Genomic DNA, 13,748 nt, shown 5'->3' on the forward strand with positions numbered 1-13,748 from the left:
TGTGACCGGGCGCCCCGTAGAACTTCTGGTATGCCGAATAACCATCAGAAGCGCGTGACCGGGCCCCTCCTGGCGGTGCTGTCCGTGGCGACAGCGGGAGTACTTCTCGCCGGCTGTTCGTCGGGCGACAAGGACGCGAACGTGACCAGCGAGGGCGGCGTGAACTCCTCCGCCAGTGCGGGCGGCTCCGACAGTGCCGGAGTGGCCTACGCGAAGTGCATGCGGGAGCACGGTGTCTCGGAGTTCCCGGACCCGGAGAAGGACAGCGGGGGCGGCGTGAAGCTCGTCATCCCGCAGGGCGTCGACCAGAACTCGCCGACCTTCAAGTCGGCCCAGTCCGCCTGCCAGAGCCTGCTGTACCAGGGCGACACCGGTGACGCCGCGGGCAGCCGCGCCTTCGACGCGACGAAGGTCGCGGCCTGGGCGAAGTGCATCCGTGAGAACGGTGTGCCGGGCTTCTCGGACCCCCAGGTGAACGGGAACACGATCGTCATCGACGCCAACGCGGCCGGACTGTCCGGGCGGGACGATCCCAAGTTCTCCAAGGCCGCGGAGGCCTGCTACAGCATCCGGCCCGGCGGCACGCTCGCCTTCATGGGAGGGCCGCAGCAGTGACCAGTCAGGAGGAGGGGACCGTCGCGCGGACGGTCTCCCACGAAGCGCCGGACCTCGCAGAAGCGCCGGGCGTCGAGGGCGGGGAACTGGAGCTGCGGCCCGATGCCGTCCCCTCCCCCTCTTTCGACGGGAGCGGCGCCGCCGTGGACCCGGAGCCGGTGGACCGGCGCCGCCGGCGCCGCGGGATGCGCGTCGTCCTGGTCACCGCGTGTGTGGTGGTGGTCGCCGCGGTCGCGGCGGGTGCCGCCCTCGGGGTGTTCGGCGGCGGGGACGATGACCCCGAGGCGAAGGCGCCGTCCGGGCCGCCCGCCACGACCCAGGTCAAGCGGACGACGCTGACCAGCTCGCAGGCCCTGGACGGCCAGCTCGGGTACGGCGACACGGTGGCCGTGCAGGCCCCGGCCGGGTCCGGCTCGGCGCAGTCCGGGCAGGCGCAGGGCGGTGGCGGGGCGGGCGCCGGGATCGTCACCTGGATGCCCTCCGACGGCGACACCGTCACCCGCGGAAAGCCGGTCTACAAGGTCAACCAGCAGTCGGTGCCGCTCCTCTACGGCTCGGTGCCGCTGTACCGGACGCTGAAGCCGGGCGTCAGCGGCAGCGACGTCAAGATGCTGGAGAAGAACCTGAAGGCGCTCGGCTACGACGGCTTCACGGCGGACGACGACTACACCTCGGACACGGCCGCCGCCGTCGAGGAGTGGCAGGACGACCTGGGCCGCACCGAGACCGGGCAGGTGACGGCCGGCGACGCGGTGGTGGCGTCCGGCGCGCGGCGGGTCGCCAAGGCGGAGCTCGCCGTCGGCGACAGCCTCACCGGTGACGTGCTCACCTGGACGGGCACCGACCGGGTCATCTCCGTCGACCTTCCGGTGCAGTACGCGGACCTGGCGAAGAAGGGCGGCAAGTCGACCGTCACGCTGCCGGACAACACCACGGTGACCGCCGTGGTGACGGAGATCGGCACGCCGACGTCCTCCGGTGACTCCGCGGGCGGGGGCCAGGACCAGCAGAACTCCTCGGGCTCGGGCTCCTCGAACGCCACCGTCCCGGTGGAGCTGAAGGTCCAGGACGCCAAGAAGCTCGGCGCCTACCAGGCCGCCTCCGTCAGCGTCGAGTTCGCGGCCGAGACCCGCGCCGACGTGCTGGCGGTGCCGATCAGCGCCCTGTTCGCGCTGCCGGGCGGCGGTTACGCGGTCGAGGTGGTGACCGGGTCGACGTCGGAGTACCGCAAGGTGCAGCTCGGCACGTTCGGCAACGGCATGGTCGAGGTCTCCGGCAGCGGCATCACCGAGGGCACGGTCGTGGGGGTCCCGAAGTGACCGTCACCGCCCACCCGGTGATCGAGCTGACCGGGGTCGGCAAGTCGTACGGGGACGTGGCCGCGCTGGTCGAGGCGGACCTGGTGGTCCACCGCGGCGAGATGCTCGCGGTCGTCGGCCCGTCGGGCTCGGGCAAGTCCACCATGCTCAACATCATGGGCACCCTGGACCGGCCCACCTCGGGGACGGTGGCGATCGCCGGGCATCCGGTGGACTCCCTCAACGACCGTGAGCTGTCGGCGCTGCGGGCCGGCACCATCGGCTTCGTCTTCCAGCAGTTCCATCTCGCCGCCGGGGTGCCCGCCCTCGACAGCGTCGCGGACGGTCTGCTGTACAGCGGCCGGCCGCGCCGGGAGCGGCGCCGGCTCGCCGAGGTGGCGCTGCGCAGGGTGGGCCTGGGACACCGGCTCGACCACGAGCCGCAGCAGCTGTCCGGCGGTGAGAAGCAGCGGGTGGCGATCGCCCGCGCGGTGGTCGGCGATCCGCCGCTGCTGCTGGCCGACGAGCCGACCGGCGCGCTGGACTCCCGCTCGGGCACGGTGGTGATGGAGCTGCTCCACGAGCTGCACGAGGCCGGGACGACGGTCGTCGTCATCACCCACGACCGGGACATCGCGGCGTCCCTGCCGCGCGAGGTCAGGGTGCGGGACGGCCGGATCGAGCACGACTCGGGATCACCGGGGCCCCGGGCCCTGGCGCACACGGGGGTGGAGCGATGAGTACGGCGTATTCGGCGCTGCCGGCCGAACGGCAGCGGCCCTGGGCCGATCTGCCCCCGCCGCCGCGCCCCCGGGCGGCCCGGCTGAGCCTGTCGGACGTGGCCCGGGTGGGCGGCTGGGGTCTGCGGTCGCGGCCGATGCGGGTCTTCCTGTCCGCCCTCGGTATCGCGATCGGGATCGCCGCGATGATCGGCGTGGTGGGTATCTCCACCTCGTCGACGAACGATCTGAACAAGCAGCTGGCGGCCCTCGGTACCAATCTGCTCACCGTCGCCCCGGGTACCACCATGACCGGCGACAACGCCCATCTGTCGGACGACGCCGTCGCCATGATCGCGAACCGGCCCGAGGTGATCTCGGCGTCCGCGACGGGCACCACGGACGCGAAGCTCTACCGCAACGACCGGGTCCCGGCGGTGGAGTCGGGCGGTCTGACGGTCAGCGCGGCCCGTACCGACCTGCTGCGTTCCATCGGCGGGAAGATCGTCGACGGCCGCTGGCTCAACGAGGCCAACAGCCGCTACCCGGCCGTGGTGCTGGGCGCGGAGACCGCGCGGAGCCTCGGCGTCCACCGGGCCGGGACGGATGTCCAGGTGTGGCTCGGCAACCGCTGGTTCACCGTGGTGGGTCTGCTGGCCCCCAACGAACTGCTGCCCGCCCTTGACACCCAGGCCTTCGTGGGCTGGACGGTGGCGGAGAAGGAACTGTCCTTCGACGGCTACCCGACGACGGTCTACACGCGGGCCAAGGACGAGGACGTCGAGAAGGTGCACAGCGTGCTGGGCCCGACGGTCTCCCCGGAGGACCCCAACGAGGTCAACGTCTCCCGCCCCTCCGACGCGCTGGCCGCCAAGCACGCCGCGGACAAGTCGCTGAGCGGGCTGCTCCTGGGCCTCGGCGGGGTCGCGCTGCTGGTCGGCGGGGTCGGGGTGGCCAACACGATGGTCATCTCGGTGCTGGAACGCCGCTCCGAGATCGGACTGCGCCGCTCGCTCGGTGCCACCCGGGGCCAGATCAGGATCCAGTTCCTCGCCGAGGCGCTGCTGCTGTCCGGGCTCGGCGGGGTGGGCGGGGTGCTGCTGGGCATCGGGGTGACCGACGGCTACGCCGCCTACCAGGGCTGGGCCGCCTTGGTGCCGCTGTGGGCGATGGCCGGCGGACTCGCCGCCACCCTCGCCATCGGCGGGCTGGCCGGCTTCTACCCCGCGGTCCGAGCGGCCCGGCTCCCTCCGACGGAGGCCCTCGCGACCAACTAGCCGCCTGGACGGTGGCTTGACATTCCGGACCGCGGCGCCTTCGTCGCCATCCCCCGCCGGCGGGGGCGCCGCACCCCGGTCGTCCGGTGTCCAACTGCCCGGGTCGGCCGGTTGGACGACCCTGTCGCGCGGGACGTGCGCAGGTCAGACTGTGGTCCGGCTCCGCCCCGCCCTCCACGAAAAGTGAATATCTATTGCCGCGGATTGTTCCCGGAATTGGTGAACCTTGTTCGGCCCAATGCGTCGGGCTAAGGTTTTCCTATCCATCGGGGAATTAAATTCGATCCGCGGGAGTGACTATGGCGAACCCGTTCGATGATGAAGACGGGACCTTTCTGGTGCTCGTGAACAGGGAAAATCAGCACTCGTTGTGGCCTGCATTCGCTGAAATTCCGAACGGCTGGCGGCTCGTTTTCGGAGAGGCCTCGCGCAAGGAATGCCTCGCCTATGTGGAGGAGAGCTGGACGGATCTCCGTCCGCAGAGCCTCATCGACGCGATGAAGGAGACCGAGGCGGCCCGCTAGTGGCCCGCCCGACCGCAGCGACGCTACCCAGGGAGTACCTGTGGCCATGATGGGCGGACCCGTCATGATCCGGTCCGACGGACCGGATTCCTCGAACAACACCCAGCGGGCGAAGCCCGGAACGACGAAGAGAATCATCCCGTACACCCGCGGGCACCGCCGCTCCATCGGCTTTCTCGTGGTCTGCACCACGCTGAACGCCCTGTGCGCGGTGGCCCCGCCCCTGCTCCTGAAGTACCTGATCGACGACGGCATCATGGCCGGTGACAACCGGACCGTGGCCTGGCTCGCGGGTGCGGCCGCCGCGGTCGCGGTGCTGGCCGCACTGGTGGGGTTCGGGGAGAGCTGGTTCTCCGCCAAGGTCAGTGAGGGCCTGGTCTACGACCTGCGGGTGCAGGTCTTCGACCATGTGCAGCGCCAGTCGCTCGCCTTCTTCACCCGCGCCCAGACCGGCGCGCTGGTGAGCCGGCTGAACACCGATGTGATCGGTGCCCAGCAGGCGGTCACCCAGATGCTCTCCACGGTGGTCTCCGCCGCGCTGACCGTCCTGGTCGTGCTCGGCACGATGTTCTACCTGTCCTGGACGATCACCCTGATCTCCCTGGTACTGGTCCCGTTCTTCATCCTTCCCGGCCGGCTCGTCGGCCGCAGGCTCCAGGGCCTGGCCCGGCGGCACATGCAGGTCAACGCCGAGATGGGCTCGCTCATGCACGAGCGGTTCAACGTCGCCGGCGCGCTCCTCGCCAAGCTCTACAGCCGCCCGGACCGGGAGACCGCCGGCTATGCGCGGCTCGCCGCCCGCGGCCGGGACATCGGGGTGCGCAACTCGGTGTCGATGAAGCTGCTCTTCCTGTCGAGCATGTTCATCGGCTCGATCGCCACCGCCGTGGTCTACGGCGTCGGCGGGACGCTCTCCGTGAACGGCGTCTTCGAGGTCGGCACCCTGGTCGCCCTCGCCACGCTGCTCACCCGGCTGATGGCACCGGTGGGCCAGCTGTCGAACGCCCAGGCCGACGCGATGACGGCGCTGGTCAGCTTCGACCGGCTCTTCGAGATCCTCGATCTGAAGCCGCTGGTCACCGAGAAGCCCGACGCGGTGGCGCTGCCGCCCGCCGCGACCCGCGACACGGCTCCCGGCGTCGAGTTCCGCGGGGTGTCGTTCCGGCACCCGCGGCCCGCCGACGTCTCGCTGGCCTCGCTGGAGGACTTCGCCACGCCGACGCCCGAGCGCGAGGGCGGCAGCTGGGCGCTGCGCGACCTCAGCTTCACCGTGCCGGCCGGCAAGCTCACCGCGCTGGTCGGCCCGTCCGGGGCGGGCAAGACCACCGTCACCCATCTGGTGCCGCGGCTGTACGACCCGGAGGAGGGCACCGTCCTCATCGACGGCCGCGATGTGCGCGACCTGACGCTCCAGTCGCTGAGCGACACGGTCGGCATGGTCACCCAGGACGGGCATCTGCTGCACACCACCATCCGGGAGAACCTGCTCTACGCCCGCCCGGACGCCACCGAGGAGGAACTGGTCGCGGCCTGCCGGGCCGCCCAGATCTGGCGGCTCGTCGCCTCCCTGCCCGACGGCCTGGACACCATGGTCGGCGACCGCGGCTACCGGCTCTCCGGAGGCGAGAAGCAGCGCATCGCCATGGCCCGGCTGCTGCTCAAGGCCCCGCCCGTGGTGGTGCTCGACGAGGCGACCGCGCACCTGGACTCCGAGTCCGAGGCCGCCCTGCAACTGGCCCTCAAGACCGCGCTGGCGGGCCGCACCTCGCTGGTCATCGCGCATCGGCTGTCCACCATCCGGGACGCGGACCAGATCATCGTCCTGGACCAGGGGCGGATCGCGGAGCGCGGCACCCACGACGAACTGCTCGCGCTCGGCGGGCTCTACGCCGAGCTGTACCGCACGCAGTTCGCCGCACCGGCCCTCGCCGACGACGAGCCGGCCGAGGTCGAGGAGATGCCGCAGCAGCGGGTTCCGGAGCCGGTGGGCCACGGCCACGGAGGGCCGGTGTTCTTCGGCCCCGGCGGCCCCGAAGGGCCCGGTGGGCCCGGTGGGCCGGGGATGCCGGGGATGCCGGGACCCGGCCAGGGCCCCGGACCGCGGCCGATGGTCTTCGGTCCCGGCCCCCAGGGGCCCGGCGGTCCGGGAGGTCCCCGACCCCAGTGAGTACGGTCCGCGACACATGAGTACGGCCCGCGACACCGGTGCCCGCGACGCTCCCACGGCGTCGCGGGCACCTCTTTGTCCAGCGCGTTCGTCCCGTTCGCGTCCACACCCCCTAGAGGTAGGGGGGAGGCCGGCTCGAACCGCAGGGGTTTCGCCCAGGATGTCGGACTGTTAATTTCGGTCACATCTGAAGCATGCAAATGTCGACCTTGTGAAATCGCTCCCCCCACATTCTGGCCACCGGCGATGGATTTTCGGCAGAAAGCGTGTTCGGACGAGAAATTCTTCTTCGTGGACGGCAACCGCCTTTCGCAGCAGCGTGGGGATGTAAGGAGCTGGGGTGGAGTCCGAGGGAGCAATAAGTCAGCAGCCCGTCGTGGAGGTCGAGATCGGCTCGTTGAGCCTGTCCGGATCACCGCGGTTGGCGGGGGAGAGAACGGAGCACATTCAGGTACTCGCGGCAGCGCAGAACCCGCTGCCGCCGATCATGGTCCACCGGCCGACGATGCGGGTCATCGACGGCTACCACCGGCTGAAGGCCGCCCGGCTGCGCGGCGAGAACACGATCGCCGCCCGGTTCTTCGACGGGGACGAGGCCGCGGCCTTCGTCCTCGCGGTCCAACTCAATGTCCACCACGGCCTGCCGCTGGCGCTGGCCGACCGCAAGCGCGCCGCCGAGCGCATCGTCGTCTCCCATCCGCAGTGGTCGGACCGCAGGGTCGCCTCGGTCACCGGGATCGCCCCCGGGACCGTCGGCGAGATCCGCAGGCGGGTCGTCCAACTGCCGGGCCCGGAGGGACGACGGCTCGGCCAGGACGGCAGACTGCGGCCGGTCGACGGCAGTACCGGCCGCATCCTGGCCGGTGAACTGCTCACGGAGAACCCGGAGCTGTCACTGCGTCAGGTCGCACGGGCGGCCGGGATATCCCCGGAGACCGCCAGGGACGTCCGCAACCGGCTGCGCAACGGCGAGGACCCGCTGCCCCGGCAGCGCCGGCGCAAGCAGGCGGAGGCCGAGCCCGGGGAGCCGCCCGGGCGCGGGGAGTTCGGGGCGCTGCGGCTCGCCCGGCCCGCTCCCCGTACCCGTCCGGACATGGCGTCGGCGCCCGACCGTGCCGTGCTGATCAAGCGGCTGAAGGCCGACCCGGCCCTGCGTTTCACCGAGACCGGCCGCAATCTGCTGCGCCTCCTCGTTCTGCACTCGCTGCGCAAGGAGGAGTGGGAGGCGATCGTCAGCAACGTCCCGCCGCACTGCAGCGACATCGTGGCCGATCTCGCCCGGCAGTTCGCCGACCTCTGGTCGGATTTCGCCGAGCGGGTCAGGGACGACGTCGCACAGATCGGCTGAGAACGGACTCCGGAATGTCGACCGTCGCGAAAGTTGCCGCTTTCGCGACGGTTTTCCGGATTGACGCTGCCGGTGAGCTGGCGTAAATGGCCCGCCCGTTATTCACCGGTGGATTCTGTGTCCTGCCTTTGATTTCCCCGTGGATTATCGGCCGATCGCTGTCCGAAAATCGCCCCCATTGCCCCCGCCGGGTGGCTGAAATCCTGCCGTGCTGGCGCTAATGAGCCGGTATCCTGGCGAAGTAGTTGCAGGTCGGAGACGGTTTGTTCTGACCTCAAATACTCACGGGTCAGCGTAGGTACGGGGGGTACCTGTGAAGCTCACCGAAAGGGACGTAGAACTCGGTCTGCTACGAGAGCTCTACGAGGAGTGCTTGGCCGGAAAGGGAGCCCTGGTCGTCGTCAACGGCCCGGTGGGCTGCGGCAAGACCGCCCTGGTCCGCGCATTCGCCGGGCAGGTCGTCGACCGGGGAGGAACCTTCCTGCCGGTGACCGGCGCCGCGAGCGAGAGCCTTGACCGACTGGGCCTGATCGACCAACTGGTAACCGCGATACGGGCGACGGGCGCGGCCGACGGACCACCGGCCGCCACCGAGCTCACGAAGGCCGCGGAGGCGAGCGGACGCGTGCCGCGCGCGCTCATGCAGCGCATCCACCGCTCCGTCGCCGAACTGGCCGGGCACCGGCCGCTCGTCCTGCACGTCGACGACGTGCACTTCGCCGACGAGGCGTCACTGCAATGTCTGCGCTATCTCGTACGACGCATCGACGCGCTGCCCGTCCTGGTGGTCCTGACCGAGACCGCCGGCCACGACCGCGCCCTCGCCACCCTGCACGCCGAGACCCTGCATCTGCCCCACTGCCGGCGGCTGCGGATCGGACCGCTCACCGTCGACGGGGTCGCCGCGTATCTGGCCGGGCATCCGGCGACGCGCGCCGCGCTGCCGCAGCACGCCGAGGCGTGGGCCCGGGCGAGCGGCGGGAACCCCCTGCTGCTGGACGCACTGGCCGAGGACACCGCCGGGCGCGGCCCGGCGGAGGCCGCGGAGCGGGGCGCCCCCAGGCCCCAGGAGGCGTTCCGCAACGCCTTCCTGCGCTGTCTGCACCGAGGCGAGCCGACCCTGCTCGCCGTCGCGCGCGCCGCCGCGGTGCTCGGCGACTCGGTCACCCCGGCGCTGATCGGCGCCCTTCTCGGGGCGGACGCGACCTCCGTGCGCTGGAGCATCACCGAACTGCGCGCGGCCGGTCTGTTCTCGGGCGGCTGGTTCGGCCACGAACGCGCCCGGCTGACCGTCCTGGCGGACCTTCCCGGACCGGAGCTCACCGCCCTGCGGGCCCGCGCCGCCGAGCTGCTCCGGGAGAGCGGCGCCCCGGCCGCGGTGGTGGCCAGGCAACTGCTCGCGGCACACGACTCGGCCAAGGCCCCCTGGCAGCTCGACATCCTCCGTGAGGCGGCGCGCGAGGCCCTCGCCGCGGGTGACATCGGCGCCGGCGTCGACCATCTGCGGCACGCCTCCCGGCTCTGCCGGGACGCCGACCAGGAGGCGGAGGTGATCGCCGCCCTCGCGGAGGCCCAGTGGTCCATCGACCCCGTGAAGACGTCCCGGTACCTCCCGCAGCTCAGCCGGATGGTGCGCGCGGGGCTGCTGACCGGGTCCGACGCCCTGGTCGTGGTGAAGCAGAAGGTGTGGCGGGGCGAGTTCACTCAGGCCGACGACCTGCTGCGGATCATCGAGGCACGCGAAGGGGCGGGGCACGGGCATGCCTGGGACACCGGTCCCGAGCACGGCTGGGGCACGGGCGGTCCGGAGCAGGGCTGGGGCAGCGGGGGTCGGGAGCAGGGCTGGGGCAGCACCGGTGGCCCCGAGCACGGCTGGGACACGGGCGGTTCGGAGAAGGGGCGGGGCAGTGGGGGTCGGGAGCAGGGCTGGGACACGGGCGGTTCGGAGCAGGGCCGGAGCAGCGGGGGTTCGGAGCAGGTTCGGAGCAGCGGGGGTCCGGAGCAGGGCTGGGGCAGTGAGGGTTCGGAGCAGGGCTGGGACACCGGCGGTTCGGAGCAGGGTCGGGGCAGCGGGGGTCGGGAGCAGGGTCGGGACACCGGCGGTTCGGAGCAGGGTCGGCGCGCCGGTGCCGAGCATGGCTGGGGCCAGGGCGCCGAGCGCTCCTGCGACGCCGGCGCCGAGCACGCCTGGGACACCGCGGGGTACCCCCCTGCCGTCTCCCGCTCGGACTCCGCCCTCGTCCGGCTCTGGCTGTCCTTCTGCTGCCCCGGCCTGCGACGCGGCACCCGCACGACCGACGGCGCGACGGACCGTACGACGGACTTCACGACCGACCGCACACAAACCGGTGCCGTCACCGCCACCCCCGCCGCGATGGCGCCGCACGCGTTCCTCACCCTCGGCGCCGGCCTCGTCGCGGCCGAGAAGGACCGGCCCGCGGGCCGGCTGCTGCGCGGCAGCGGCACGGTCAGCCCGTTCGCGGACCCCCTGGTGGCGCTGATCTACCTGACCGGGGCCCAGCGACTGGACGACACGATGCTCCGGGCGGAGCGGCTGCTGGAGGACCCCCGCAACCGGCGGCTCCCCATGGGGCGCGCGCTGCTGGAGACGATCCGGGCGGCCGCGGCCCTGGGCCGGGGCGATGTCGCCGCCGCGGCCGAGGCCGCCGGCACCGCGCTCGACCTGGTCAGCGCCGAGGCCTGGGGCATCGCGATCGGTCTGCCGCTGGCCCTGGCGATCCGCGCGGCGACCGAGCGCGGCGACGTCGAGACCGCGCGGGCCTGTCTCGACGTGCCTGTTCCGATGGTCATGTTCGGCACGCCCTTCGCCCTGCCCTACCTCCACGCCCTGGGCCGTTTCCGCCTCGCCCTGAACCGGCCGCGCGCGGCCCTGCGGGACTTCGAGTCGTGCGGCGAGCTGATGGCGAAGTGGCAGCTCGACGCCCCGGAACTGGTGGACTGGCGCAACGACGCGGTCGCCGCCCTCATCGCGCTGGGCGACCGGCAACGCGCCCGGGAACGGGTCGAGGAACACCTCGCCCGGCTCGGCGACCGGCCCAGCCGGGCCCGCGGCACCGCCCTGCGCCATCTCGCGGCCGTGAGCCCGCCCCGGCACCGGCTGCGGCTGCTGGAGGAGGCGGTGCGGGTCCTCGACGCCTGCGGCGACGGTCTGGAACGGGAGCGGGCCCGGGCCGAGGCGGAGAGCGCGCGCCGCGCGGCGCGGGCACCGGCCGACGTGCCCGAGCCCATGGATCCGCCGGGCGCGCGATGGGACGCGCCGTCGCCGCCAGGCCGGGACGCGCTGCCCGCGCCGCTGGCCGAACTCACCGACGCGGAACTCCGGGTCGGGGCGCTCGCCGCCGCCGGCCGCACCAACCGGGATATCGCCGACCGGCTCTCCATCACGGTCAGCACCGTGGAACAGCACCTCACGAAAATATACCGGAAATTGAAGGTGCGTGGCAGAGCGGATCTACCGGCGTCAATCACCGGACTTTCCGAGGTCTCCTGATCTCTGAAAGCAAGGTGAATAAGTCCCCGTCCAAGTGACGGTTTCGGGCTGTTGGACAGAGTTGTGACCAGGATTGCGATCGTGTGATTCTGGATGCCGAAATCAACCTGCCAATACCGAATCCGCCGGGGGGAATTCCATGGGCCTGGACCGTGCACCGGAAGAATCCCCGGAAACCGAACGGGCCGCGGCCGACAACCGGGCGGCCTTCGACCGGACCGGGCTGCGTCCGGGCCGGTCCGTCCGGCCCGGTCCGCCCGACACCACCGTGAAGATCCTCGACCGGCCGTGGGCGGCGCCGATCGCCCTCGGCCCCGCCGCCGGACGCACGGACCGGCCTGCCCTGCTGCGGGCGGCCGACGCGGCGGGGCTCCCCGTCGTGCACCCGCTCGCCCGGCACGACCTCGCGCACCGGGAACCGCCGGCCGCCGGGTCCGCCGCTCTGCTGCTCCCGCTGGGCTCCCGGGACGGCGCCGGTCCCCCGCGGCCCGTCCCGGGCTTTCTCCCCGCCGACTGGGCGGAGGTGGAGCGGCTGTGCGCCACCTCCGCGCTGCCCGTGCTCGTCGCGGGGATCCGTACGGCGTCGGACGCGGCCCGCGCGCTGGAGGCCGGGGCCGGCGGTCTCGTCACCGACTCACTGGCCGCGCTGCCCGAGCTCGCCGCGGCCGTGGACGGCCACCGCCCCCTGCTGCTCGGCGGGGGCGTCCGCACCGGCGCCGACGTCCTGGTGTCCCTCGCTTCGGGGGCCGACGCGGTCCTCGTGCGACGACCGGTGCTGGACGCGCTGCTCGCCGACGGCGAAACCGACGGGGAGGCGGGCGTCGCCGAGGTGCTGGCCACGCTCGTGCGCGAACTGGAGCAGGCCATGGCCTTCACCGGCACCGCCTCGGTCGCCGAGGCCCGCCCCGAGAGCCTGCGGATCGGACACCGCCCGCCGCCCGCCCGACCGCGCCCCGGCCCCGACGCCGTGTACCCGCTGCGCAAGGCCGAGCTGCACCCGAGCCTGTCCGACCCCGTCCTCGACACGATGACCTTCCTCAACGAGGTCACCCACCGCTTCCCGGACGCGATCTCCTTCGCGCCCGGCAGGCCGTACGACGGCTTCTTCGACACCGAGCAGATCTTCACCTACCTGCGTGGCTATCTCGACCACCTGAGGGCCGAGGGCGCCACGGAGCAGGACATCCGCACCGCCCTGTACCAGTACGGGCCCACCGCGGGGCAGATCAGGGAGATCGTCGCCGACTCACTGCGCAAGGACGAGGACATCGACGTACCGCCCGAGTCGATCGTGATCACGGTCGGTGCCCAGGAGGCCATGCTGCTGGTGGTGCGGGCGCTGACCGCCGGACCCGAGGACGCGCTTCTCGTGGCGAGCCCCTGCTATGTCGGCATCACGGGCGTGGCACGGCTGCTGGGCGTGCCGGTCACCGCCGTCGAGGAGCGGGAGGACGGGTTCTCCTGCGCCGACCTGGAGGCCGCGATCCTGCGCGAGCGCGCCCGGGGACGGCGGCCCCGCGCCCTGTACGTGATCCCCGACCACTCCAACCCGTCCGGGACCACGATCGATCTGCCGACGCGCCGCGCGCTGCTGGAAGCGGCCGAGCGGCACGGCATCCTCCTCATCGAGGACAGCCCGTACCGCCGGGTGAGTCCCGGCACGCCGCTGCCGACGCTCAAGTCCCTGGACCGGTCGCGCCGGGTCGTCCATCTCGGCTCGTTCGCCAAGACGGTCTTCCCGGGCGCCCGGGTCGGCTTCGCCGTCGCCGATCAGCAGGTGGTCGACGAGGAGGGCCGGACCGGTCTGCTGGCCGGTGAACTCGCCAAGATCAAGAGCATGGTGACGGTCAACACCTCGTCCCTGAGCCAGGCCGTCGTGGCGGGCGCGCTGCTGGCCGGCGACGGCCGCCTCTCCGTGCTCAACGCGGAACCGGCCGCCTACTACGGCGACGCCCTGCGCACCACACTGCGCGCCCTGGACGCCCGGCTGCCCGAGGCCCGGCGCACCGCCCTCGGCGTGCGCTGGAACGAGCCCACCGGCGGCTTCTTCCTCACCGTCCAGGTCCCCTTCCGGGCGGACAACGCGGCCCTGGCCCGGTCGGCCCAGGAATTCGGCGTCATCTGGACGCCGATGAACTACTTCTATCCGCAAGGCGGCGGCCATCAGGCCCTCCGTCTCTCCACCAGCTATCTGACGACCGCCGATATCGAAGAAGGCACCGAGCGGCTCGCCCGGTTCATCGAGGCACAGGCTCCGGCGTCGTGAACTCCGCGGAAAGGCGAGGCAAG

At 72.2% G+C, this 13,748-nt stretch carries 9 protein-coding genes; all 9 read left to right on the plus strand.

Translation table 11 applies throughout. The features are described 5' to 3' along the window. Positions 1-54 precede the first annotated feature (54 nt). The 9 genes from ACIHIX_RS33260 (at position 55) to ACIHIX_RS33300 (ending at position 13,725) form a co-directional block, all read left to right on the plus strand. Entirely contained in the window at positions 55-615 is a 561-nt protein-coding gene (locus ACIHIX_RS33260; protein WP_399962741.1) for a hypothetical protein, read from the plus strand. After that, complete coding sequence (locus ACIHIX_RS33265; RefSeq protein ID WP_399962743.1) at positions 612-1,934, plus strand: peptidoglycan-binding protein; 1,323 nt, start codon at positions 612-614, stop codon at positions 1,932-1,934. The genes ACIHIX_RS33260 and ACIHIX_RS33265 overlap by 4 nt, the downstream gene beginning before the upstream one ends. Next, on the plus strand, positions 1,931-2,653 hold the full coding sequence (locus ACIHIX_RS33270) for an ABC transporter ATP-binding protein (protein WP_399962745.1): 723 nt from the start codon (positions 1,931-1,933) through the stop codon (positions 2,651-2,653). Before ACIHIX_RS33265 ends, ACIHIX_RS33270 begins: the two co-directional genes overlap by 4 nt. Then, on the plus strand, positions 2,650-3,909 hold the full coding sequence (locus tag ACIHIX_RS33275) for an ABC transporter permease (RefSeq protein ID WP_399962747.1): 1,260 nt from the start codon (positions 2,650-2,652) through the stop codon (positions 3,907-3,909). The genes ACIHIX_RS33270 and ACIHIX_RS33275 overlap by 4 nt, the downstream gene beginning before the upstream one ends. 299 nt (positions 3,910-4,208) lie before the next feature. Beyond that, positions 4,209-4,433, plus strand: coding sequence for an MbtH family protein (locus ACIHIX_RS33280; RefSeq protein WP_079306987.1), 225 nt, complete (start codon positions 4,209-4,211; stop codon positions 4,431-4,433). A 64-nt stretch (positions 4,434-4,497) separates the two neighbouring features. Continuing rightward, positions 4,498-6,600 carry an ABC transporter ATP-binding protein gene (locus ACIHIX_RS33285; protein ID WP_399962749.1) on the plus strand — a complete coding sequence of 701 codons (2,103 nt, stop codon included), beginning with the start codon at positions 4,498-4,500 and terminating at the stop codon, positions 6,598-6,600. 376 nt (positions 6,601-6,976) lie between these two features. After that, positions 6,977-7,948 (plus strand): streptomycin biosynthesis protein, encoded by a 972-nt coding sequence (locus ACIHIX_RS33290; protein ID WP_399962751.1) that lies wholly within the window; start codon positions 6,977-6,979, stop codon positions 7,946-7,948. A gap of 313 nt (positions 7,949-8,261) precedes the next feature. Continuing rightward, positions 8,262-11,459 carry an AAA family ATPase gene (locus ACIHIX_RS33295; protein ID WP_399962753.1) on the plus strand — a complete coding sequence of 1,066 codons (3,198 nt, stop codon included), beginning with the start codon at positions 8,262-8,264 and terminating at the stop codon, positions 11,457-11,459. 139 nt (positions 11,460-11,598) lie between these two features. Next, positions 11,599-13,725 carry an aminotransferase class I/II-fold pyridoxal phosphate-dependent enzyme gene (locus ACIHIX_RS33300; protein WP_399962755.1) on the plus strand — a complete coding sequence of 709 codons (2,127 nt, stop codon included), beginning with the start codon at positions 11,599-11,601 and terminating at the stop codon, positions 13,723-13,725. Positions 13,726-13,748: the final 23 nt, after the last annotated feature.

The organism is Streptomyces sp. NPDC051913, assembly GCF_044593635.1.
In the GTDB taxonomy this organism is placed as follows: Bacteria; Actinomycetota; Actinomycetes; order Streptomycetales; family Streptomycetaceae; genus Streptomyces.